The following is a 23,741-nucleotide window of genomic DNA, read 5'->3' as shown; positions in this document are numbered from 1 at the left end:
CGGGCGGCAACACCGCTGTTGCCGCCCGGAAGGTCCCGGCTTGCCAAGGACGGTAGTTGCCTATAGCCTCCCCGGCCATGTCGAAAAAAGAAGATCCAACCGCGTTTCGTCCCTTCTCCGGCGTCCTCAAGGGCGTCAAAGTGGCCCGAAAAAAGGACCTGCCGCCGGCCGTGGCCAAGGCCCTGTCTGCCGCATCCAAGCCGACGGAGCCGCAGGAGGTTGACGAATCGGATTTTTTGCGGGCCATGAACGGTGTGGCCAAACTGGATCGGGAAAAAAGCGGCGGGCGCGACATCCGGCCGGTGACTCCGCTGCCGCCGCCGCCCTCCCCGGCCGATGAAGAGCAAAAAGCCCTGGATGCCCTGCGCGATCTGGTGGCCGGGCGGGTGGAATTCACCCTGGAATACAGCGAGGAGTACGTCCAGGGCTTTGTCACCGACCTCGACCCCAAGATCTACCGGCAGTTGCGGGCCGGCCAGTTCTCCCCCGAAGCCCACCTCGATCTGCACGGGTTTACTGTCGATCAGGCCAAACTCACCCTGCTCCACTTCGTGCGCGAGCACTATATGGCCGGCAAACGCTGCCTGCTGGTCATTCCCGGCCGGGGTTCCAATTCGCCCGGCGGCCTGCCGGTGCTCAAGGAAGAACTCAAATCCTGGCTCACCCACGACCCCCTCAAACGGGCGGTCCTGGCCTTCAGCACCGCCCTGCCCCGCCACGGCGGCACCGGCGCGCTCTACGTGCTGCTGCGCAAATTCAAAAAGACCAAGGGGAAAGTACGCTTCGAAAAGGACTGGCCGGACTTCGGCTAGGCAGGGCGTGGGGGGAAAAGAAGGAATGCCTCCGGCGGCCGGGGGGATGATCCCCCCGGACCCCTGCACCGGGAGAAGTGTCTTCGAGGGACGTGTTCCCGCCTGCACTGTGCCAGACGGGGGATTGGGACAGGGGATGCGTTCTCCCCAAACGCCACGACGCCGTCTTTGCGGCGTAAACGCGGCCGGAAATCATCCCGTTGAGAGGCGGGTCAGCCCCCCCGGCGGGGGGGCGCGGGCGAAGCCTGGGCCGGGACGCCCTTGCGGGGCGCCCAGGTGCGGGCCATGGCCTGCATGGACTCGATCTGGCGTTTGGACAAAGTGGCCTGGATCTGGTCGCGAAGCGCCGTCGCCGAAGCCTTTTCATCATCGGGGAGGTCGGCGGCGGCCACGGCCAGCAAAGTCCAGAAATAGGCCTTGACCGGGTTGGCTTCGATGCCCTTGCCATAAAGTTGCAGGGTGGCCAGCAGATACTGCGCCCCGCCCTTGCCGCCAAGGGCCGCATCGGTGAGCTGCTTGACCGCTTCTTCGAAATTCTGCGGCACGCCCTGGCCATAATAGTACAGCTTGCCCAAACAGTACTGGGCCTCGGGGCTGCCGGCTGCGGCCGCCTTTCTAAACCACTCCGCCGCCTTGGCATAATCCTGGGGCACGCCCTGGCCGGTGTAGTACATGGCCGCGATCTGGTTTTGCAGGGTCACGTCCCCGGCCGTGGCCAGGGGCAGGAACTCCTCGAAAGCCCGGGAATACTCCCCGTCCTTCCAGGCCGCTCGACCTTCCTCCAAACCGGCCCGGGCCGGTCCGGCCTGGGCCAGACAAACCACCACCGCAAACGCGGCCGCCACAACCCGGATCACATGCGCGCGCCGCTCAGTCATTGCCGTCCCCCGCTTCCTCCTTGGCCGGCCGACACTGCGGCTCCGGTCGACAGGCCGGACTTTCCAGATCCACGCCAAGGATAACATAGCGCAGGAGAAAAACCGAGACCGGCACGCCAAGGACCATGCCCCACAAGCCGAAAAGTTTGTGCCCGACATAGAGGATCATGAGCGTAATAAGCGGGCTGATCTTGAACATGGCCGCTACGATACGGGGATTTAAGACATAGGTTTCAATGGTGTGGACAATGATGATCATGACGATGGCCCACAGGGCGTGGCTGGGTCCGGTGGTGTTGACCGCCACCAGGACGATGGGGGCCGAGGAAATAAAGGTGCCCAGCACCGGAATAAGACCGCAGAAAAAGACCACGGTGGACAACAGCCCCACCGGCTGGATGCCAAGGATATACATGCCAAGGGCGGTCAGCATGGTATTGAGGCCGGCAATCAGCATCTGGGCCCGAAAACCCATGCCGACCACGATGGCAAAGCGCACCACGCTTCTGGCCGTGACGTCGTAGATGTCGCGCAGGCGCGACTGGCGAAGGGCAATGGTCTTGGCCTTCAAATTGGGGAAATCGAGCATGATGAGAAAACTGAACAGGGTCCCCAGCAGAAACGTCGAAACATAGATGGAGATCTGGTTCAGGGAATTGACGGCCAGCGAAAAAAGCGTCTCGGCCTTGACCCCGACCAGGGCTTCCAACGTCAGGTAATCCTTGACCTTGGCAATGGGCGCGGCCATGTCCGGCGCAAGCCAGGCCCAGTTGTCGAGATGCGTGCGCAGGGTCTCCAGGGTGTCGGGCAATTTTTTGAAAAACGACGTGGATTCGGCCCCAAGCTTCGGCACCACCGAGGAAATGATGGTCAGGACCACGGCCAGAAAAACGACGTAAACAACGACGGCCCAAAGCACCCGGGGCAACCGGGTCTTGGCGGCCAGCCGCTCGATGGGGCCGTTAAACAGAAAGCACAGGATATAGGTGATAAAGACCAGCCCAAAGAGGCCGTAATAACTGGTCAGCCACACCAGACCGAAAAAGGCTGCCCATATGGCCAGGGTCTTGTTGGTGCGAAAAAGCTGGGCGATGTCGAATGGCATAGATCTGCTCGGGTAGCACGTTTCCCTCCCGGCGACAATCGCCGGGAGCCCCCGGCCAGACGACAATGGTGTGTCGCCCTCGGGCTATTTGCGCAGCAACCACAGGATGAAACTGACCAGGACGCTGACCAGCAGACAGCTGACCCACGGGAAATAAACGGAAAAACCTTCGCCCTTGAGGCGCACGTCGCCGGGCAGCCGTCCCAAGGGCAGGCGTTCGAGCAGACTGCGCACCACGCCCGGCCGATCGGCCAGCATGAACACAAGCCCCAGGGCTGCGACCAGCGACCCGACGATCAGAAGCATCTTGCCGGTTGTCCCGAACATGCGTATGTCCCCTTGTCCCATTTTTCCCGGGACGCTCTTGTACCTCAAAAAGGACTGAAACGCCGTGAACCTGCCCCCGTTTCGTCTTGAGCGGTTTTTCGCCCGCCACGAATTCACCGCCCCCCATCTGCTGTGCGTCTCCGATGGTGAATCCGTCAGTGTGGCCGAGTTGCTCGATCTGGTGCCCGGCGCGGCCGAAGGGCTTGGCGCGGTGCATCTGGGCTACACCGATTCCAAGGGGTCGCCGGTCCTGCGACAGGCCATTGCCTCGCTCTATACGAGCATCGAACCCGACGACGTGCTGGTCCATGTGGGAGCCGAAGAGGCCATTTTTACCTTCATGACGGCGGCGCTCACAGCGGGCGACACCCTGGCCGTGACCACGCCATGCTACCAGTCCCTGTCCGACATCGCCAGTTCCCTGGGTTGCCGTATCTCGCCCTGGCGCTGCGACCCGGCCTGGGGCTTTGCCCCGGACATGGCCGAACTGGGCCATCTGCTGGGCGACGCCACCAAAGTGCTGGCCGTCAATTTCCCGCACAATCCCACGGGCTACCTGCCGACCCCGGAGGCCTTCGCGGCCATCCTCGCCCTGGCCGCCGAACGCGGCGTACGGGTCTTTTCCGACGAGGTCTACCGTTTTTCCGAGGCTGACGGCGTCCCCACCCTGCCGGCGGCCTGCGACCTCGATCCCCGAGCGGTCTCCCTGGGAGTCATGTCCAAATCCTTTGGCCTGGCCGGCCTGCGGGTGGGCTGGGTGTGCTGCCGGGACCGGGAACTGTTGGCGCGTATGGGCGCGGTCAAGGACTACCTGTCCATCTGCGGCTCGGCCCCGTCGGAATATCTGGCCGCCTGCGCCCTGACCGCCCGGGAGGCGCTGCTTGGCCGCATGGAGACGCTCCTGGCAGCCAACCGACGGTTGCTCGGACAATTTTTCCTGGACCACTCGGAACTCTTCCATTTCGTGCCCCCGCGCGGGGGCCTCACCGCCTTTCCCGGGCTGCGCCAGGGCACGGCCGATGGCTTTTGCCAAGAGCTGCTGGCCGCCGCCGGGGTGCTGCTGCTGCCGGGCAGCCTGTACGGCGACGAATGGCCGGAATATTTCCGTATCGGCTTTGGCCGGGCCGATTTTGCCGCAAACCTCGAACGAATGGCGGCATTTTGCCAAAATTGGAACCCGACCGCGGCCGGCCGACTGATCTGACCGCAGGGTTTTATGCCCGGCCCGTCTTGAATTTTGCAGAAGATTCAGACACAAGGGCGTGACACATTCACGGCGTTAAGGGTACGCTCCCTTGTTCTTGTCACCTCCAACCCCAGGAGTCTTCCATGGTCAAAAAACTTGTCCTGGCCCTCGTGCTTGTCGCCATGACCGCCTCGCCGTCCCTGGCCAAAACCATTGTCTTTGCCACCGACGCCACCTGGCCGCCCATGGAATTCGTGGACGCCAACCATAAGATCACCGGTCTGGCCGTGGATCTTATGGAAGCCGCCGGCAAGGAAGCGGGCTTTACCCCCGAATTCAAGGCTGTGGCCTGGGACGGCATCTTCGCCGGTCTGGCCGCCGGCAAGTACGACGCCATCTGCTCTTCGGTCACCATCACCGACGACCGCAAGAATTCCATGGACTTTTCCACGCCCTACATGAAGGTCAAGCAGGCCCTGGTCATCCCCAAGAAGTCCGAGGCCAAGTGCATTGAAGACATGAAGGGCAAGACCCTTGGCGCCCAGATCAGCACCACCGGCCACTTTGCCGTCAAGAAGTCCGAAGGCGTCAAGGACAAGTCCTATGACGAAGTCGGTCTGGCCTTTGAAGACCTCTACAACGGCCGCATCGACGGCGTTGTCTGCGACGACCCGGTCGCCAAGCTCTATGCGCTCAAGAAAGACAACTACAAGGACGCCCTTAAAATCGCCTGCATCATCCCGGCCGACGACGAGATGTACGGCGTGGCCGTCAAAAAGGGCAACACGGAAACCCTGGCCCTGATCAACAAGGGCCTCGAAGCCGTGAAGCAGAAAGGCATTGAGAAGGAAATTCTCAAGAAGTGGCTCGGCACGGCTGAGTAGCAAACCGGCTATGCCGACACCGTTCGCCGGCCCGAAACGCCCACCGGGCCGGGCCGGCGAACGTCCTCGAGTGGACAAGGCTCATGAAACACCAAGGCAAGTGTCCTGTGGAAGAACCCCAGGTCGTCATCGACGTCGGCGACGGGGCCGCCATTCCCAAACCTTCCGACAAGGGGCTGGTATCGGCCTGGTGGCTGTCGTTTATCGGCGCGCTGCTGGTGCTTGGCTATCTGCTCGTCTTTCATCCCGATCCGTATCTTCGCATCTTCAAGTTCATCCCCGACGGGATTCTGATCACCTTCCAGGTCACCGTCAGTTCCATCGCTTTGGCCCTGGTGTTCGGACTCGTCACCGGTCTTGGCCGCATTTCGCGCAACAAATACATCAATCTCGTGGCCTCGACCTATGTCGAGATCGTGCGCGGCGTGCCGCTTTTAGTCCAACTCTTCTACATCTACTACGCCCTTGGCCGCATTGTGCAGGTGCCCGACCTGCTGGCCGCCGTCCTGTCCATGAGCGTGTGCTACGGGGCCTACATGGGTGAAGTGTTCCGGGCCGGCATCATGGCCATCCCGACCGGCCAGACCGAGGCGGCCCGATCGCTTGGGTTCAACCGCGCCCAGACCATGTACCACGTCATCCTGCCCCAGGCCTGGCGCACGATTCTGCCGCCGGTCGGCAACGAGTTCATTGCCCTGCTCAAAGACACCTCCCTGGTTTCCATTCTCGGCGTGGCCGACCTGTTGCGTCGGGGCCGGGAATTCGCCTCGGAGTCGTTTATGTATTTCGAGACCTTTACCATGGTGGCCGTGGTCTACCTGATCATCACCCTGGTTCTCTCCAAGCTTGTGAGCATCATGGAGGAGCGTCTGTCGCACCATGTCAAACGATAGCCCGATCATCCGCATAACGGACGTCAGCAAGTATTTCGATGCAGTGGCCGCCCTGACCCACGTCAGCCTGGACGTGGAGCAGGGCGAGAAAGTCGTCATCATCGGCCCGAGCGGCTCGGGCAAATCGACGCTGTTGCGCACCATAAACCGGCTTGAAGACATCAGTGCCGGCCGGATCGTGGTGGACGGCTTCGATCTTGACGACAAGACCGTGGACATCAACAAGGTGCGCATGGAAGTGGGCATGGTCTTCCAGAGCTTCAACCTCTTCCCGCACAAGACCGTGCTGCAAAACGTGACCCTGGCCCCGATCAAGCTCAAGGGCATGGAGCAGGGCGAAGCCGACGCCATGGCCCGCCGGCTGCTCGACAAGGTGGGCATCCTGGAGAAGGCCGACGTCTTCCCGGCCAAGCTCTCGGGCGGCCAGCAGCAGCGCGTGGCCATTGCCCGGGCCTTGGCCATGAGCCCCAAGATCATGCTCTTTGACGAGCCGACCTCGGCCCTGGATCCGGAAATGATCGGCGAGGTGCTCGACGTCATGGTCAAGCTCGCCCGGGAAGGCATGACCATGGTCTGCGTCACCCACGAAATGGGCTTTGCCCGGGAAGTGGCCGACCGCATCGTCTTCATGGACGAAGGCCAGATTCTCGAAATCGCCACGCCGGCGGAGTTTTTCACCAGCCCCCGCCATCCGCGCACGCAAAAGTTCCTGGAACAGATTCTGTAAACCTGACCAGTGCCGCACGTAAAAAAGCCGCCCAAGGTGAAACGGGCGGCTTTTTTATTGTTTAAAGGCGAGGCTGCGCCGCGTGGGAGAACCAGCGCCGGTCGCGGCGTGCGGCGCAACGGTCAGGCATCATACTGAAAAGAACGCTGTATTTCGTAAAACAGGAATCCGGCCAAAAATCTATATCCCAATCCCAAACTGACCCATAACCTCTTTCACTTTATCCATTAAACTTGCGGCGGCACCAGCAGTGGTTAAAGCTAAATTTGCCTTACCTAACCATTTGGTTATCACGTCAGGATTCGGTTCAGTACTCTCCTCTAGCTCCTCACGCACATTCTGGAGATGACGGATTGAATCCTGTTTTACCTCCGGCGCAATTTCTGAATCGTGTATTGTTTGTTCAAGTTCTTTCAAAGAGTTAATTCTATAACTTCGCTCACTATGCGTTGACCCAATATTAATCGCACTTTCAGATATCGCAACTTTTGCACCACGTCCTTGAGCAATCCCTTGAGAATGCGAGGCATTATAGCTGTCACCCATGTTTTCTATCCCCTTATGGTAATTGTTAATAGACAACGATGGGTAGGCTATTCCACGAACACCGAAATCTTTCAACTCAACAATCAGTTGTTGATAAAACTGTTCTTGGGCCGTTTTTATCTCAACTTGCGCACGAAGATAGGCAAAACGTGTTTGCAGAACTGCTTGAAGTCGACCATGTTCGATGGGATCAACTGTAATTGGCATATCAGACAGATCGTCGCTTGCACTCACCCTCTGGATATACTCATCAACATCCGCTCGAACTTTATCGGTGCTTACAGTTACTCCAACATCAAGAATGGTAAATCGTATACCGACTTTTCCAAACCTACTTGTATCGACTGAAAAATCTATATTATAGCCCTTGATCCGTGCATAATCAGGAAAGCCACTAAACAAATCAACAAAGAGACTTTTCAACTCGTCTCTCACTTCAAAATAAGCAATACTCCCATTTGCCTGAGAATCTTCTTCGCTGGAGTTTTCATTGCGGAATGGAGTATTGACGATATTAATTTTTGAGTCCTGCGTTTTTTCCCGTTGAATTCGCGCCATTTCTCGCTGAAGTTCGAACTCTTGATCTCGACGCTTAATGCTCTCTCGTTGATAGCGGATCAAAAATATATATGCCATCATCATTCCAACAAGCAACAACGCGGGAGTCATTATTGTAGAGTAAATGGCCAAAATATCATATTGCATTTATAAATAAAAGCACATAGTCGCAAACCTGTCAAGTCGTCCATATCGAATTCTGATAAATTGGGGACGAAAGTATTTAATAAAATTCCGAGACACGATATAACAATACCGACGTTACAGGATAAATATTCAACAATTTCATTTAGCTACCAACAAAAAACGAAGAATAGGTGCCGAAATACTTTGAAGAACTGGTAGGGACATGAAGTTGCCCCCGCTGCCGGGGTCCGGGATCATCCCCCCGGACCCCGGAGGCATCTTCTGCCTTCTCCCCTTCTCGCCTTCTTGCCTACTGGTGCCGGCTGCACGGCCCTTCGTGGCCTTCGTGGCTGCCCTGGCGCTCGTAGTCGCTGAGATAATCCAGAAGCTTCTTGGTCGTGGCCGCGGTCTGGGCGTCGCCAACGCCCTCGAAGCCGGCGATGGCCCGATTGTACCAGGCCTTGGCCGCCGGCAAGTCGCCAAGCAGATGGCAGACGATGCCGAGCTGGTGGCTGGTCTTGGCCTCGCCAACGACGTTGCCGCTTTTCTCCTCCAAGGCCAAGGCCCGCACATACCAGTCCCGGGCGGCCTCGTAGTCCTCGCCCAGCTGGGCCACCACGCCGAGCTGGTGGCAGGTGACGGTCATGCCGCCTTCGAGGTCTTCGCGTTCGCTGATGGCCAGGGATTTTTCCAGCCACTGCCGGGCCTCTTCCAGATCGCCGGCCTCCTGGCTGGTCAGGCCCAGGTTGTGGCTGGTCATGGCCACGCCGATGTCGTCGCCAAGGGCGTCGAAGGCGGCCAGGGCCTGGGTGAAGCCGTCTTTGGCGGCCACAAGCTCCTTGCGCTCCAGGGCTTCCAGGGCGCTTTGATGCAGGGCCTCGGCCTTGGCCGCTTCCGGGGAAATGGCGTCGTCTGGTGTGTTCAAGGCGTCCTCCTCGCCGCTCTGGCGCGGATCAGGCGCACCGGATGGCGGTGGTTTCGTTTATGTCTTGGCTGACCGACCTTGGTGCCGTGGAGCGGCGCATCCGGTCAAGCCTTTTTACGCCTTCCCGTCCGGTTCCGGCTTGGCCTTGGGCGGCCGCAGGAAGTCGAGCACCCGCTTTTCCGCTTCCCCGGCCGCAGCATCGCCCAACGCTTCCGCCTCGTCCCGGGTGACGTAGTGGATGGCCCCGCAGGGGCACATTTCGGCACAGGCCGGCTTCTTGCCGCGCTGACGACGCGAGGCGCACAGGTCGCACTTGACCACGGTGACGCCCTTGTCGGTCTCGAAAATGGCCATGTAGGGACAGGCCAGCATGCACTGGCGCGACTCGCAGCCCCGGCAGAGCATGGGATCGAGCACCATGGCCCCGTCCACGTCGCGCACGATGGCCCCGCGCTTGCACACCTTGGCGCAGTTGGGTTCGGCGCAGTGGCGGCAATAGAGTGGCGCCATGAACCCGGAAGCGGCCCGGATCATATGGATGCGCGGCATGTCGCCCACGAACCGGCAGACATACTCGCAGGTCTCGCAGCCGATGCATTTGGAATAATCAATATACAGTGTCTTCCCGTCGTCCATCCCGTACACTCCCCTGCGCCTGCCGGCGCAGCACACACTCTTCCCACCCTGCCCCAGGCAACACTGCAACGGGGCGTCTTCCCTCTGGCCGCCGCAGCAAGCGGCTGCTCCTGTGACCGTATTGTCAGCCAGGGCCAGGACCCCTTTCCAAACTTCTCCCGTTGCAGGGGTCCGGGGGGATCATCTCCCCGGCCGCCGGAGGCATCTTCCTGTCTTTTCTTCTCTTTTATTCACCTATCGCCCGCGTACGCGCGGCGCGTCGCGGAACTCGCCGCCGGGGAAGCGGTCGGCTTCGCGGCTGATCAGTTCGTCGCCGGCAAATTCGGTCTGACGATTCTGGGCCTTGAGGTCGAGCCACTGGGCCAGGGACCGGGCGGCACGCAGCCCGGAATAAATGGCCTTGCCGATCTTGCTTGGGCCGGTGAGCGCATCGCCGGCCACGAACACGTTGTCGATAGCGGTCATATTGAGCCAGCGCACATCGCCCTTGCGCACGGATTCGAGCCCCAGTTCCTTGGCAAAGGGCGGCGTGGCCACTTCGCCGATGGCCGCCACCAGCAGATCGGCCGGCAGTGTTTTCAGCTCGCCGCCCTGACGGTAGGACAGGCCGACGAGAGCCGTCTCGCCCAACACGGCCTCGGGCAGGCAGCCTTCGTGCCAGGCGACGCCGGCCGCCTCCAGCCGGTCAATCTCGATGGCCCCGCAAGGGGCTTCGGAGCGGCTGCGGCGATAGAGCATCGCGACCGAGGCCGCGCCCAGAGCCACGGCGCCGTGGGCCACGTCCACGGCCGAGTGTCCGGCCCCGAGGACGATCACCCGCTTGCCGGCCACATCCGGGGCCTTGACCCCGGGGGCGCAGTAGTGGGCGGCCCGGATGGGAAAGAGAAATTGCAGGCCCGACAACACCCCGGGCAGATCCTCGCCCGGGATGCCGAGCCGACGCGAACGCCAGGAGCCGGTGGCGATCATGATGGCCTCGTGCTTGGTGATCATCTCGCCCAGGCCCTTGACCTCGTTGCAGAAATGATCGCCCTCTTCCTCAAAAAGCGGCGCGCTGCAACAGATCTTGGTGTGGGTGTGAAAAATGACGCCGTAGCGCCGGGCCATACGCAGGGTGCCGGCCTCGATGCGCTCGCGCGGGATGCGATGGCCGGGGATGCCAAAGAGCATAAGGCCGCCAGGGCGCGGCATTTTGTCATAGACTTCCACGGCATGGCCCAGGCACGACAGGTAGCCGGCCGCAGCCAGGCCAGACGGCCCGGCCCCGATGATGCCGACCGAAATACCGCTTGGGGGCGGGGGATCGCCGCACAGAAAATTGAAATTCATGGGTTCCATGGCTGCTCCGGGTTTGGGCCAGCCTACGCCAAAGATCGGGCCGGTTCAACGCGGCAACGGGTGACTTTCACACGTGAATATGCGAACAATCCCGCCCCGCCAGGGGAGGAAAAGGACACAGCCATGACACGGATCTATTGCAAGCTGGTTGGCTCGGCCGTGCTCTGGGGCGGCACCTGGGTGGCCGGGCGGATGCTTGGCACGTATATGGGACCGTTTTCTGCGGCCTTTTTGCGTTTTGCCCTGGCCTCGGTCTTCCTGTATTTTCTCACCGCCCGCATCGAGGGCCGGTTTCCCAGGCTTTCCAAGCAGGACCTGCCCTGGCTGCTGACCCTGGCCGCCACCGGCATCTTTGCCTACAACGCCCTTTTCTTCGCCGGCCTGCGCACGGTTCCGGCCGGCCGGGCAGCCTTGATTGTGGCGTGCATTCCGTCGGTGGTGGCGCTTTTTTCCGGCCTGCTCTTTCGGGAAGCCTTCCCGCCGCTCAAGATCGCCGGCATCGTCGTCTCGTTTGCCGGGGTAGGGCTGATCGTCTCCGGCGGCGACCCGCTGGCCCTTCTGGCCACAGGACTTTCCCCGGGCGATCTGTGCATCTTTGGCTGCGTGGCCGCCTGGGCCGCCTATACCCTGGCCGGCAAGAAGGCCATGGAGCGCATTGCGCCCTACAGCGCCGTCACTTGGTCGTGCATCCTGGGCGCTTTGCTGCTGTTGCCGCCAGCCCTGGTGATGGGGCTCTCGCGCGACGTCGCCGCCGCCGGCCCTATTGCCTGGGGACTGATCGCCTTTTTCGGCATCCTGGCCACGGGTTTTGGATTTTCCTGGTATTATGAAGGCGTCAAGGCCATCGGACCGACCAAGGCCGGGGTATTTATCAACCTCGTCCCGGTAGTGGCCGTGTTTCTGGGCTGGCTTATACTGGACGAACCCTTGTCTCATGCCCTGGCCTTGGGCGGCCTCCTGGTGCTTTTTGGCGTGTGGCTGACCAACCGCAGACCACTGGCGCAGCGAGGTTAACAGTCTTGCCTTCAAGCCGGCGAGAGGCTAATGCAGGCCCATCCTCCCCCTCTGTGGAGTCCCCGGTCATGGAAATGCAGACAATTCCGGCAACGGTCCTTATCGTTGACGATGCCCCGTCCAATCTGGCCATCCTCACCGAGACGCTGCGCGCGGAATACGACGTGCGCATCGCCAGCAGCGGCAACGAAGCCCTGCGTCTGGTGGATGAAAATCCGCCCGACCTGATTCTGCTTGATATCGTCATGCCGGACATGGACGGCTACGAGGTCTGCCGCCGCCTCAAGGCCAGGGCCGCCACCCGCAATATCCCGGTCATTTTTCTCACAGCCAAGGGCGACGTGGCCGACGAGACCATGGGACTGGCCCTGGGGGCCGTGGACTACATCGTCAAGCCCGTCAGCGTCCCCATTGTCCAGGCCAGGGTGCGCACCCATGTGGAACTCAAGCGGCGGGGGGATCTGCTCGAAACCCTGTCCATGCGCGACGGCCTGACCGGCATCGCCAACCGCCGCCGCCTCGACGACTGCCTTGGCCGGGCCTGGCGACAGTCCGTGCGTAGCGCCACGCCATTGGCCCTGATCATGGCCGACATCGACTGTTTCAAGGCCTACAACGACACCTATGGCCATCTGGCTGGCGACGAGTGTTTAAAGGCCGTGGCCCGCACCCTGTCCGGGGCGCTCAAGCGTCCGGGCGATCTGGCGGCACGGTTTGGCGGCGAGGAATTCGTCATGGTGCTTGAGGAAACCGACATCGGCGGCGCGCTGCATCTGGCCGAGGCCATGCGGGCCGCTGTGGAGGCGCTGGGCCTTGCGCACGCCGGCTCCAGCGTTGCCAAGGTGCTGACCATCACCCTTGGCGCGGCCTGCACCATCCCCACGACGGCCGCCACCCCGGAATCGCTCCTGTGCCTGGCCGATCGCAAGCTCTACGAGGCCAAGCTGGCCGGCCGCAACCGGGTGCTCGGCATCCATCTCCCCTGATCCCGCCGGCCGCCGGAGGCATCTTCCATCTTCTTTCCTCGCACGTCCCCGGCCGCCATCGGCCTTGATCGCCGGGGGCTTGTCTGTTAGTCCTTTTCGGTTGCGAATCGTTGACGCGCCAGTGCGCGCCGGACCTTCCGGCGTCGTCGGATACGGCTTTGGTCCCAAACTGCCACCTTCAACCCCGGGAGCGACCCATGCGCAAACGTTTTGGCCTTCTTCTGGCTGCTCTGGCCGCCTTTGTCCTGTGCTTCGGCGGCTTGGCCCAGGCTGAGGAAAAAGTCTACGTCAACGGCATCGACTTCGGTTTCCCGCCCTTTGGCTTTGTGGACAAAGCCGGCAAACCCACCGGATTTGACGTCGAGTCCCTGGACTGGATCGCCAAGAAAATGGGCTTTACCGTCAAACATCAGCCCATGGACTGGGACGGCATCATCCCGGCCCTGCTCGCCAAAAAGATCGACATCATCGCCTCGGGCATGAGCGCCACGGCCGAACGCGCCGAGAAGGTCGATTTCTCCATTCCCTACTACGAAGTCACCCAGGTGCTCGTGGTCGGCGACAAGGAAGCCGCCCCCCTGGCCGATCTGCTCAAGTCCGGCAAAAAGATCGGCATCCAGCGCGGCACCGTGACCGCCAAGCTGCTTGAGGGTCTGGTCACCCAGCCCGGCTACAAGTTCGAGCTGGTGCCCTACGACTCCACCGACCTGTCCATGGAAGACGTGAAAATCGGCCGCATCGCCGGTTCCGGTATGGACAGCACCATTGCCAAGGAAATCATGAAGGCCCCGGGCTTCAAGGTCGCCGGCACCTTCGACGCCGCCCCCGAGAAGTACGGCTATGCCATGCGCAAGGAAGACAAGGAGTTCCAGGACAAGGTCAACAAGGGCCTCAAACTCCTCATGGCCGATCCCTACTGGGGAGAGCTCAAGGCCAAGTACGGCCTGTAAACCACTGCCCGACGTTGCCGGGTCCGGTCCGCCCCGCGCGGTCCGGACCCGGACGACTCCCCCCGGACGTTTTTCATGGAAGGACTTCTCAAAGCCGCCCAGGCCAGCTGGGACGCCCTGCCGTATATCCTCGGCGGCCTGTGGTGGACAGCCGGGCTTATCATCGGGGCCATGCTCGTCGGGTTTCTCCTCGGCGTGCCCCTGGCCGTGGCCCATGCCTACGGCCGGCCGCTTTCGCGCAAACTCGTTGCCGGCTATGTCTGGCTCTTTCGCGGCGTGCCCATCCTGGTCCAGCTCTATCTCTTTTATTTCGGCATCATGGCCTATCTGAGTGAACTCCCGGCCCTGTCCTTTCTGCCGCTTTCCTCGGGCTTTCTCTCGGCCATCATTGTCCTTGGCCTGACCAGCGCCGCCTACCAATCGCAAATTTTTCGCGGGGCCATGAACAGCCTGCCGGCCGGACAGTTACGGGCGGCCAAGGCCCTGGGCATGAGCGACGCCGTGGCCATCCGCACCATCATTTTGCCGCAGGCCCTGCGGCTGGCCATCCCGGCCTGGTCCAACGAGTATTCCATTTTGCTCAAGGACTCGGCCCTGGCCTTTACCATCGGTGTCCTGGAAGTCATGGCCCGCACCCGGTCCGTGGCCGCCACCACCCACCAGCCGCTGCCGCTTTCCCTGTTGGCCGGGGCGCTCTTTTTCTTTCTCACCTGGGCCGGCATCAAGGCCCTCAAACGCCTCGAAGCCAAGGTGCGCATCCCCGGATACGCGCACCAGGGAAGCCTGTAGCATGGATGATCGGGTCATTTTACGCCTGGAGAACATCGTCAAGACCATCGGCGGCCAACGCATCCTCGACGATGTCTCGCTTTCGGTCAAAAAAGGCCGGCTCAAGGTCCTGATAGGCCCGTCAGGGGCCGGCAAATCCACGCTGCTGTCCTGCATCAATTTCCTGTCGCCCCCGGACTCCGGCACGGTGTCCCTGGACGGTGTGCCGGTCAACGGCAAGAGCAAGAAAGAGCTGCTGGCCCTGCGCCAGCAGGTCGGTATGATCTTTCAGGATTTCAACCTGTTCGATCACCTAAGCGCCCTGGACAACGTGCGCGTGGCCCTGATCAAGGTCAAGGGTCTGGACAAGCGCACCGCCACCAACCGGGCCATGGAAGAACTCGCCCGGGTGGGCCTGGCCGACAAGCCCTCGCTCTACCCGGCCCAGCTCTCCGGCGGCCAGAAACAGCGCGTCTCGGTGGCCCGCGCCCTGGCCATGGACCCCAAGGTGCTGCTTTTGGACGAACCCACTTCGGCCCTGGACCCGGAACTGATCGGCGAGGTCTTAAGCGTCATCCGCGATCTGGCCGACGAGGGCATGACCATGGTCATGGCCACCCACCAGATCAGCTTTTCGGCCTCGCTGGCCGACGAATTCCTGTTCATGGAAAAAGGCCGCATCGTGGAACGCGGCACGCCAACGACACTGCTCGCCCGGGACTCCGGCAGCCGTACCCAGTCGTTTTGCGCCAAGCTCAGCGAACTGGCCGGCGACGGCCACTGCGAGATCGCCCCTCCTCTCCGGGCGTAAGGAACGACGCAGCAGCATGGACGGTTTTTTCACCTTCGCCGCCGAGCGTATCCTCCCGACCCTGGACGCCGGCCTGTGGACGAGCATCCTGATGATCGTCCCGGCCTCGCTTTTGGGCGTTGTCATCGGCGTCTCGGTCGGGGCCGTCCGGGTCTACGGACCACGCCCCCTGGCCCGGATCTGCGACGGCTACGTTTCGCTGTTTCGCGGCACGCCGCTGGTCGTACAGCTCTATTTCTGGTATTTCGCCCTGCCCTACGTCACCATCGGCGGCATTGCCCTGGTGCTTCCCCCCATCTGGGCCGCCATTGTCGGCTTTGGCCTGTGCAGCGGGGCCTATCAGTCCGAGTACATCCGGGGCGGGCTGCTCTCGATCAAGCGCGGCCAGCTGCGCGCCGCCCAGGCCCTGGGCATGACGCCCTTTCAGACCATACGCTCCATTGTCATGCCGCAAGCCTTTCGCCGGGCGCTCCCGGGCTGCGGCAACGAGATCGTCTACCTGATCAAGTATTCCTCGCTGGCCTCCATCATCACGGTGAGCGACCTGACCGGCATGGGACGCAGTCTGGCCAAATCGACCTTTCGCAATACCGAGGTCTTTGTCGTGGTTGGCCTGTATTATCTGGCGCTGGTGACCCTGGCTGCCTTTGTCTTGCGCCTCGTGGAAAAAAAACTCGAAATCCCGGGATTTGAAAGCAAGAAGGACTGACCGCCATGACCATGGACGCTGCCCTCCTGACCCTGCTTTCCCGCGAGTTCGGCCCGGACCTGACCGCCGCCCCCGAGGCCCTGGCCGCTGCCGCCACCGACGATTCCGGCCTTTTCCTGCCGCCCGACGCCGTCTTTTTTCCCAAGGACGCAACCGCAATCAGCCGGCTCCTGCAAGCGGCCGGCCGCCACGGCTTCGCCGTCACCCCGCGCGGGGCCGGCACCGGGTTGGTTGGCGGCTGTCTGGCCGAAACCGGCGGCGTGGTGGTGGATATGAGCCGCATGAGCCGCATCACGGCCATCGACACGGCCAACCTGTGCGCCGTGGTGGAGCCGGGCGTCATCACCAAAACCCTGCGCGACGCCGCGGCCGGCGTCGGCTTGTTTTATCCGCCCGATCCGGCCAGCTTTGCCACCTGCACCATCGGCGGCAACGCCGCTACCAATGCCGGCGGCCCGGCCTGCGTCAAATATGGCGTCACCCGCGATTATGTCCTGGGACTGACCGCCGTGTTGCCTGACGGCGAAATCGTGTCCGCCGGCACTGCCACCCGCAAGGGCGTGGTCGGCTACGACCTGACCAGCCTCCTGGTCGGTTCGGAAGGCACCCTTGGCATCATCACCGAGCTGACGCTCAAGCTCATCCCCCACCCCCGCGAGGTGCGGGCCGTGGCCGCCCTTTTCACCGACGCCCGAACGGCCGTGGCCACGGTGGCGGCAATCATGGCCGGCGGGGTGTCGCCCTGCGCCCTGGAGCTCATGGACCGGGCCTGTCTGGGGATTGTGGAAGAACTGCTGCCCTTTGCCCTGCCCGGCGGCGAGGCGGCGCTGCTCCTCCTTGAAGCCGACGGCGACCCGGATCAGGCCGCCCGGGACATCGGGCGCATGGAAGCAATTTGCCGCGACCGGGGGGCTTTGGCCATCCTGCCGGCAGCCGACGCCGCCCGCCGCGATGCCCTCTGGGACATCCGCCGCCAGATTTCCAGCCGCATCCACGAAAGCGCCCCGGTCTACCTGTCCGAGGATGTGGCCGTGCCCATCAAACGCATCCCGGACCTCATCGCCGCCCTGCCGGCGCTTGGAGAGCGCCACGCCCTTCGCGTTTACGCCTTCGGCCACGCCGGCGACGGCAACATCCACGTCAACATCACCGGCGAGGAAGGCTGCCGGGAGCGCACCCACGCCCTGGCCCAGGACCTCATCCGCGTGGTCCTCGACCTGGGCGGCACCATGTCCGGCGAACACGGCATCGGCCTGGCCAAACGCCCGTTCCTGGCCATGGAGCTTTCGCCGCGTTCCATCCGCCTGCAACGAGGCATAAAGACCCTGTTCGACCCGGCCGGCATCCTAAACCCAGGCAAAGTCTTTCCCTGATCCCGCCGCCCCAAGAACGCGCCCCCATCCGTCCCCTGGCCTCTGTCCACACCCCCTGCTTCAGGCTGCTCGCCCATAAAACCAGCGCCCTGCCGTGATCTTGGGCAACAGAATCTCCCAAGCGACAGTCGACGGGGCAAGTATCATAGTCGCCTTGCGCCATCATTAAGTCATCTTTTCCTCTGGATACTGCCGCACTTTTACTCTACCGTTGGACAAGTCGGATGTATCTTCCGCCTTACGAAAGACAACTGATTCGCTCTGAAGACCTTTCTTTTGAGGCTGATGCTTCCTGGAGTTCCTTATCCCAACCACCTCTGGCCTGAGGAAAACCAGCGAGACGCCGTTCCTTGAATCTCCTGGTCGACGACCCGCTGTTTAAGGATTTGCCCCGGCCCTTTACCGCGCCGGAAGTCCATGGCTGGGCGGTGTATGATCCGCCCAAAGGCTTCGAGGTCGTGGCCGAGTCCGGCTACATCCAGGCCCTGCGCAGCCAGGACGGGCGCATCCATGGGACGCAGTTCCATCCGGAAATAAAAGTACCCTACAACCAAGCCGAAGTCGTACTGCAGCGTTTCCTTGAAGACGCCCTGGCCCGGACGAAATAACGCTGCCCCAAAGGAAACGGCATCCGTTGCCAACCCAAAGGAGTCCCATGCCTGCCCCTTCGCGTAAAACCATCGGCGTCTGGACCCTGACGCTTATGACCGTGGCCGCCGTCGTCAGTCTGCGAGGTCTGCCCATGATGGCCAAGGAAGGTCTGTCCATGATCTTCTACATCCTTTTCTCCGCCATCTTCTTCCTGGTTCCGGCCTCCATGGTGGCCGCCGAACTTGGCGGAGCCTTCAGCAACCAGGGCGGCGGCGTCTACACGTGGGTCAAAGAAGCCTACGGCTCACGCTGGGGCTTCACGGCCATCTGGCTGCAATGGATTCAAAACGTCGTCTGGTACCCAACCGTGCTCGGCTTTGCGGCCGGTGCCCTGGCCTATACCTTTATGGACCCGTCACTGGCTTCAAACGGCGTTTACACCGGGGCAGTGATCCTTATCTGCTATTGGGCCGCAACCGCCATCACCCTGGCCGGCTCCACCTTCGCCAACTCCGTCACCAAATACGGCGTGTTGCTCGGTACGGTGCTGCCGGGCGTCTTTATGATCGTCCTTGGTCTTTTGTGGGTGGACCAGGGCAATGCCTTGCAGTTCCTGCACACAGCCCCGGCGGCCGTTGGCCAGGGGGTGGCCCAGGCGCTGCCCCATGCCCGGTTTTTCCCCCAATTAAACGGCCTTGGCAGCGTGGCCTTCCTCGCCGGTATTATCCTCCTTTTCGCCGGGGTGGAGGTCCACGCCGTCCATGCCAATGAGATGGAAAATCCGCCCAAGCAGTTCCCGGAAAGCCTTTTCCTGGCGGCAGGCATCATCCTGACCCTGTTCACCCTGGGTTCGCTGGCCGTGGCGGCCGTGATCCCGGCCAACGAGATCAGCCTGACCGCCGGTCTCATGCAGGCCTTTAAGCTGTTGCTAGAAAAATTCGGCATGGGGTTTCTCACTCCGGCCGTGGGCTTTTTAGCCGCCTTCGGAGCCATCGGCGGGGTCATGAGCTGGGTGGGCGGTCCGAGCCGGGGCCTTTTGGAAACGGCCAAGAGCGGTGAACTGCCACCGTTTATGGCCAAGACCAATGCCAAGGGGATGCAGGTCAACATTCTGCTCATCCAGGCGGTCATCGTCAGTCTCCTGGCCTCGCTCTACTTTATCATGGATAACGTGAGCACGGCCTTTTTCGTCCTCTCGGCCATGACCGTGTCCCTCTATCTGGTCATGTACATCCTCATGTACCTCGCGGCCATCAAGCTACGCTACACGCGCCCGGACCTGCCACGCTCCTACAAAGTGCCCGGCGGGACCATCGGCATGGGAATTGTGGCCGGCGTGGGACTGCTCGGCGTGACATTCGCCTTATTGGTGAGCTTTTTCCCGCCGACCAATCTGCCGGTCGGAAATCCGATCCTCTACGTGGGGCTGGTTGCGGCCGGGCTGATCGTCTTCGTGGGGCTGCCGCTGCTCATTAATGCCAACAAAAAACCAGCCTGGAATACAACGACTCACAAAGGTCGGCCGATACAGCCCGATGCCACTACACCCAAGACCAAAGGAGCGAAATAATGGCCCTGCACCAAAAGGACAGTGTCCGCGACGATCTGAAAGATGACGTATATGCCTCGGCCGACCTTGGCATAAAAGTCCCCAAATACCATTTCCCCAAGCGGGAACAACGCCCACGCGACATCTATCAGATCGTGCACGACGAACTGATGCTGGACGGCAATTCCCGCCAGAATCTGGCCACCTTCTGCCAGACCTGGCTTGAGCCAGAGATTGCCAAGCTCATGGACGAGTGCCTGGACAAGAACATGATCGATAAGGACGAGTATCCGCAGACCGCCGAGATCGAGGCCCGTTGCGTCCACATGCTGGCCGACCTCTGGAATTCGCCCGAGGCGGCCAATACCCTCGGCTGCTCCACCACCGGCTCCAGCGAAGCGGCCATGCTGGGCGGGCTGGCCATGAAATGGCGCTGGCGGCAGCGCATGCAAGCGGCGGGCAAGCCCGTGGACAAGCCCAACCTGGTCTGCGGCCCGGTGCAGGTCTGCTGGCACAAGTTCGCCCGCTACTGGGATGTGGAACTGCGCGAAATTCCCATGGAAAAGGACCGCCTGATCATGTCGGCCGAAGAGGCCGTGGCCCGGTGCGACGAAAACACCATCGGCGTGGTCCCCACCCTGGGCGTGACCTTCACCTGCCAGTACGAACCCGTGGCCGAAGTTTGTGCCGCCCTGGATGCCCTGCAAGCCAAAACCGGCCTGGACATTCCCGTCCACGTCGACGCCGCCAGCGGCGGCTTCCTGGCACCCTTTGTCGAACCGGATCTGGCCTGGGACTTCCGCTTAAAACGGGTCAAATCCATCAATTCCTCAGGCCACAAGTTCGGTCTGGCCCCGCTCGGCGTTGGCTGGGTGGTCTGGCGCGAAGCGGCCGAATTACCCGATGATCTGGTTTTCCAGGTCAATTATCTGGGCGGCAACATGCCCACCTTTGCGCTCAATTTCTCGCGTCCCGGCGGCCAGATCATCGCCCAGTATTACAACTTCCTGCGCCTCGGCCGCGAAGGCTACCGCAAGGTCCAGCAGGCCTGCTACGACACCGCCGCCTATCTGGGCCAGGCCCTCGGCAAGATGGGGCCGTTTACCGTCATCTACGACGGTCGGGGCGGCATCCCGGCCGTGTCCTGGAGCCTGACCGAAGGGGCCAAGCACAACTTCACCCTCTACGACCTGTCCGACCGGCTGCGCTCCCGGGGCTGGCAGGTGCCGGCCTATTCCATGCCCGCCAACCGCCAGGATCTGGTCGTCATGCGCGCCCTGGTGCGCCACGGCTTCAGCCGCGATCTGGCCGACCTGCTGCTGGCCGACCTGGAGCGCTGCCTGGCCTACTTCGACAAAAATCCCGTGACCCATCCCCTGGATCGCACGGAAGCCGGCGGCTACAACCACGCCTAGTTGTGAAAGGAGCTGAAGAGTAAGAATGCCTCCGGCGGCCGGGGGGATGATCCCCCCGGACCCCTGCAATTGGAGGAGTTTTTCAAGGGGGTTTTGGGGCTGGCTGGCAAGCTGGTCGGCTATGGACCGGACAAACGGCGTTTTCGGTTGACGGGGAACGCCGTTGCTCCAACGGCCACAAGGACTGGTGCCTTTTGGCTGCCCATAAGAAAAAAGGGAGAAGTCATGCCTCGTTTCCGGCTTGCCGCCGCCTGCCTTGTCATCGCCTGCCTGGCCGTCGGGTCCGTCGGGCCGGTCTTTGCCGCAACAGTCGCCATGTACGGCGATTTTCGCGTCCAGAGCACGTTTTTTGCAATCAAAATTATACCGGCTGGAACGCCAGCGGAACCCAGACCGAAGACCGGCTCAACATCTGGCAGCGGCTGCGGCTTCATGCCGATTTCATCGCCACCGAGAACCTATCCTTCCGGCTCGGTCTTTGGATCAACAACCAGACCTGGGGCCATGGCGAGCTGACGGCGACCAACCCGACCGTGGCCGTCCAGCCAAACCAAGCCTATCTCCGGTTCACCCTGCCGCAGACGCACGTCACGGTGACGGCCGGCTACCAGCCCCTGAGCCTGCCCCACTCGGCCGTCTTTTACGACTCCGTGGTCCTGGGGACCGATTCGGGCAACAGCAACGCCGCCGCCTTGGTCGTCAACGCCCCCCTGGTCGAGGACACGCTGTCCATAACGGCCGGCTACGCCCGGCTGGTCGACACGAATCGGACGTATGACACGACCACCACCCAGGTCGCCGACGAATTCGATCTGACCTTTCTCACCCTGCCGCTACGCGTCTCCGGCCTGCAACTGACGCCCTGGGGCGCTGTCGGCGTTCTTGGCCGCGCCGCCGCCCTGCCAAGTCCCCTGGCAAACAGCCTGCTCGCGGCAGGAGCGTCGCTGACGCCGACAGGTTTCGCCAACAACCAGAATGCGGCCATGTGGACCGGCGTCGCCCTGACCGCCGAGTTGCCGGCGCAGTTCAAAGTGTATGGCGACGCGGTCTACGGCACCGTCGGCTTTTCTGACCGGTCGCGTTGCGGCCGTCGTGGCTGGTTTGGGGATTTGGGCCTGGAATATGCCGGATTCACCGCGTTTGCGCCCCAGCTCCTCGGCTGGGCCGGCAGCGGCGAGGACGCCAGCCTGACGAACGGTTCCGAACGGCTGCCCTCCATCGTCACGCAGTGGGGGCCGCGGGGCTCGTTTCTTTTCAGCGCCGATCAGTACCTGACCCAGTCTTCGATGACCACCACGCCCCAGGGGAGCATGGGGCTGGTCCTCAATTTCGATCGCATAAGCCTGCTGCCGCGCCTGACCTCGGTCCTCGCCGTGTCCTACGCCGCCGGGACCAGTTCGCCGGCCGGCCTGTGCAAGGCCGTCGCCGCGACAGGAAGCCCCGGGGCCTACGTCACAATGGGCCAGGATCTGGCCCAGGGCGAGCGGCTCGTTTCGGTCGCCGCCGAGCATGTCTACGCGCTGACCGACGCCGTCAATCTGATCGCCGAGACGGGCTGGGCCCGGGGTGAAGGATTTCGCGGCAGCATCTGGGGCCGACGCATGGTCAATCAGGCCGGCAACGCCTGGCAGGGGGCCTTGGGACTCATCTACACGTTCTAGCCGGCTTGGCGCTCACGGGGCAGTGGGTAGACACGATGGCCGTTGGCAGAGGCCGTGACCGCGAAAACGCCCGCCGCCGCAACGGGCCATGGACGCCCAGGGAAAAGCGCTTTATGAACATTGCAAGGCCCATCATGGCGTAGCCCTTTTTTCAGTCCCCAGGACCGAGGCGCTTGCTACGGGAGGCGCGATATGCACAGGATCCGCAGCATCTCGTCGGAATGGATCGAGCAAGCAGCCAAGGCCTCCGGATTGGAGGCCGAGCTGACCCGCCGGGGATTTCTCAAGCTGTCCGCCTGCGCCCTCTCTGCCCTGGCCTTCCTGAACCTTGGCGAGGCCTTTGGCGAGAACGCCCCGCTGGTGATCCTGGACAACGCCCAAGGAATCATCCTGGCCGATCCCACCCGCTGCGTGGGCTGCCAGCGTTGCGAGCTGGCCTGCACGGAATTCAACGACGGCCGGGCGCAGCCGTCCCTGGCCCGCATCAAGATCGCCCGGGTCCTCAATTTCGGCCTCGCCGGCCCCACGGGCGGCGTCGGCATGCACGGGGACTGGGGCGACGGGCTGGTGATCCAGGGCGTGTGCCGCCAATGTCCGCATCCCGTTCCCTGCGCCACGGCCTGTCCCCAAGACGCCATCATATCCGATCCGAAAACCGGGGCCCGCGTGGTCGATGCCGCCCTGTGCGTGGGCTGTCGCCTGTGCCAGCAGGCTTGCCCCTGGGGCATGCTCTCCTTCGACGAAGAAGCCGGGGTGGCCACGAAATGCTTCCTGTGCCACGGCAGCCCCAAATGCGTGGAGGCCTGTCCGGCCGCGGCCCTTCGCTATGTGCCCTGGCGGGACCTCACCCGTGACGGAAGCCCGAGCCGGGCCACCCTGTCCGTGACTGCCCCGGAAAAGGCCAAGGCCTGCCTGGATTGCCATGTCCCCGCCGGCACGAGGTCCGCGAAATAACCCTTCACCGGGGCAAGGA

24 protein-coding genes are annotated in these 23,741 nt (G+C 62.4%); 17 read left to right on the top strand and 7 right to left on the bottom strand.

Annotated features, from left to right (window positions below; all coding sequences use genetic code 11):
• The first annotated feature begins 77 nt into the window (after positions 1–77).
• Complete coding sequence (locus NY78_RS13755; protein ID WP_043637035.1) at positions 78–812, top strand: Smr/MutS family protein; 735 nt, start codon at positions 78–80, stop codon at positions 810–812.
• 212 nt (positions 813–1,024) lie between these two features.
• Here the strand turns inward: NY78_RS13755 and NY78_RS13750 are convergent, their stop codons facing one another.
• The 3 genes from NY78_RS13750 to NY78_RS13740 form a co-directional block, all read right to left on the bottom strand.
• Positions 1,025–1,690, bottom strand: a complete 666-nt coding sequence (locus tag NY78_RS13750; protein WP_047960188.1) for a tetratricopeptide repeat protein — start codon at positions 1,688–1,690, stop codon at positions 1,025–1,027.
• Complete coding sequence (locus NY78_RS13745; protein WP_043637033.1) at positions 1,683–2,795, bottom strand: AI-2E family transporter; 1,113 nt, start codon at positions 2,793–2,795, stop codon at positions 1,683–1,685. The genes NY78_RS13750 and NY78_RS13745 overlap by 8 nt, the downstream gene beginning before the upstream one ends.
• Before the next feature lie 84 nt (positions 2,796–2,879).
• Complete coding sequence (locus NY78_RS13740; RefSeq protein WP_043637031.1) at positions 2,880–3,122, bottom strand: DUF2905 domain-containing protein; 243 nt, start codon at positions 3,120–3,122, stop codon at positions 2,880–2,882.
• A 64-nt stretch (positions 3,123–3,186) separates the two neighbouring features.
• On the opposite strand from NY78_RS13740, the gene NY78_RS13735 reads away from it, so the two are divergent.
• From NY78_RS13735 to NY78_RS13720, 4 genes are all read left to right on the top strand, one after another.
• Positions 3,187–4,326 (top strand): aminotransferase class I/II-fold pyridoxal phosphate-dependent enzyme, encoded by a 1,140-nt coding sequence (locus NY78_RS13735; RefSeq protein ID WP_043637028.1) that lies wholly within the window; start codon positions 3,187–3,189, stop codon positions 4,324–4,326.
• A gap of 125 nt (positions 4,327–4,451) precedes the next feature.
• The gene (locus NY78_RS13730; RefSeq protein WP_043637024.1) at positions 4,452–5,192 is read left to right on the top strand and encodes a basic amino acid ABC transporter substrate-binding protein; all 741 of its coding nucleotides are present in this window, start codon (positions 4,452–4,454) and stop codon (positions 5,190–5,192) included.
• An 83-nt stretch (positions 5,193–5,275) separates the two neighbouring features.
• A complete protein-coding gene (locus NY78_RS13725) occupies positions 5,276–6,085 on the top strand; it encodes an amino acid ABC transporter permease (RefSeq protein ID WP_043637021.1) in 810 nt (269 codons plus the stop codon).
• The gene (locus NY78_RS13720; protein WP_043637018.1) at positions 6,072–6,812 is read left to right on the top strand and encodes an amino acid ABC transporter ATP-binding protein; all 741 of its coding nucleotides are present in this window, start codon (positions 6,072–6,074) and stop codon (positions 6,810–6,812) included. The genes NY78_RS13725 and NY78_RS13720 overlap by 14 nt, the downstream gene beginning before the upstream one ends.
• A gap of 180 nt (positions 6,813–6,992) precedes the next feature.
• On the opposite strand, the gene NY78_RS24725 is transcribed toward NY78_RS13720, so the two are convergent.
• The 4 genes from NY78_RS24725 to NY78_RS13700 form a co-directional block, all read right to left on the bottom strand.
• A complete protein-coding gene (locus NY78_RS24725) occupies positions 6,993–8,063 on the bottom strand; it encodes a hypothetical protein (RefSeq protein ID WP_156180940.1) in 1,071 nt (356 codons plus the stop codon).
• 289 nt (positions 8,064–8,352) lie between these two features.
• On the bottom strand, positions 8,353–8,967 hold the full coding sequence (locus NY78_RS13710) for a tetratricopeptide repeat protein (RefSeq protein ID WP_082140016.1): 615 nt from the start codon (positions 8,965–8,967) through the stop codon (positions 8,353–8,355).
• A gap of 114 nt (positions 8,968–9,081) precedes the next feature.
• A complete protein-coding gene (locus tag NY78_RS13705) occupies positions 9,082–9,603 on the bottom strand; it encodes a 4Fe-4S dicluster domain-containing protein (protein WP_043637013.1) in 522 nt (173 codons plus the stop codon).
• Positions 9,604–9,837: 234 nt separating this feature from the next.
• Positions 9,838–10,941, bottom strand: coding sequence for an FAD-dependent oxidoreductase (locus NY78_RS13700; protein WP_043637010.1), 1,104 nt, complete (start codon positions 10,939–10,941; stop codon positions 9,838–9,840).
• A 123-nt stretch (positions 10,942–11,064) separates the two neighbouring features.
• Here NY78_RS13700 and NY78_RS13695 point away from each other — a divergent pair, with 123 nt between their 5' ends.
• The 12 genes from NY78_RS13695 to NY78_RS13640 all read left to right on the top strand — a co-directional run bounded on the left by NY78_RS13695 (position 11,065) and on the right by NY78_RS13640 (position 23,722).
• The gene (locus NY78_RS13695) at positions 11,065–11,955 is read left to right on the top strand and encodes a DMT family transporter (RefSeq protein ID WP_043637007.1); all 891 of its coding nucleotides are present in this window, start codon (positions 11,065–11,067) and stop codon (positions 11,953–11,955) included.
• 68 nt (positions 11,956–12,023) lie between these two features.
• A complete protein-coding gene (locus NY78_RS13690) occupies positions 12,024–12,941 on the top strand; it encodes a diguanylate cyclase (RefSeq protein WP_043637004.1) in 918 nt (305 codons plus the stop codon).
• 197 nt (positions 12,942–13,138) lie between these two features.
• Positions 13,139–13,891 carry an ABC transporter substrate-binding protein gene (locus NY78_RS13685; protein ID WP_043637002.1) on the top strand — a complete coding sequence of 251 codons (753 nt, stop codon included), beginning with the start codon at positions 13,139–13,141 and terminating at the stop codon, positions 13,889–13,891.
• A gap of 75 nt (positions 13,892–13,966) precedes the next feature.
• A complete protein-coding gene (locus NY78_RS13680) occupies positions 13,967–14,680 on the top strand; it encodes an amino acid ABC transporter permease (protein WP_043636999.1) in 714 nt (237 codons plus the stop codon).
• A gap of 1 nt (position 14,681) precedes the next feature.
• Entirely contained in the window at positions 14,682–15,470 is a 789-nt protein-coding gene (locus NY78_RS13675; RefSeq protein ID WP_043636996.1) for an amino acid ABC transporter ATP-binding protein, read from the top strand.
• Between the two features lie 16 nt (positions 15,471–15,486).
• Entirely contained in the window at positions 15,487–16,179 is a 693-nt protein-coding gene (locus NY78_RS13670) for an amino acid ABC transporter permease (protein WP_043636993.1), read from the top strand.
• Between the two features lie 11 nt (positions 16,180–16,190).
• A complete protein-coding gene (locus tag NY78_RS13665; protein ID WP_043637154.1) occupies positions 16,191–17,552 on the top strand; it encodes an FAD-linked oxidase C-terminal domain-containing protein in 1,362 nt (453 codons plus the stop codon).
• Between the two features lie 350 nt (positions 17,553–17,902).
• Entirely contained in the window at positions 17,903–18,160 is a 258-nt protein-coding gene (locus NY78_RS13660) for a glutamine amidotransferase-related protein (protein ID WP_043636991.1), read from the top strand.
• Between the two features lie 47 nt (positions 18,161–18,207).
• The gene (locus tag NY78_RS13655) at positions 18,208–19,713 is read left to right on the top strand and encodes an amino acid permease (protein WP_043636989.1); all 1,506 of its coding nucleotides are present in this window, start codon (positions 18,208–18,210) and stop codon (positions 19,711–19,713) included.
• On the top strand, positions 19,713–21,107 hold the full coding sequence (locus tag NY78_RS13650; protein ID WP_043636987.1) for a glutamate decarboxylase: 1,395 nt from the start codon (positions 19,713–19,715) through the stop codon (positions 21,105–21,107). Before NY78_RS13655 ends, NY78_RS13650 begins: the two co-directional genes overlap by 1 nt.
• Before the next feature lie 194 nt (positions 21,108–21,301).
• A complete protein-coding gene (locus NY78_RS13645) occupies positions 21,302–22,768 on the top strand; it encodes an outer membrane homotrimeric porin (RefSeq protein ID WP_231583996.1) in 1,467 nt (488 codons plus the stop codon).
• Between the two features lie 192 nt (positions 22,769–22,960).
• Positions 22,961–23,722, top strand: a complete 762-nt coding sequence (locus tag NY78_RS13640) for a 4Fe-4S dicluster domain-containing protein (RefSeq protein WP_043636985.1) — start codon at positions 22,961–22,963, stop codon at positions 23,720–23,722.
• Positions 23,723–23,741 lie beyond the last annotated feature (19 nt).

The organism is Desulfovibrio sp. TomC (assembly GCF_000801335.2).
Classification (GTDB): Bacteria; Desulfobacterota; Desulfovibrionia; order Desulfovibrionales; family Desulfovibrionaceae; genus Solidesulfovibrio.
The sequence above is the reverse complement of the archived record's forward strand: the minus strand, read 5'-3'. Positions and strand labels throughout refer to the sequence as shown.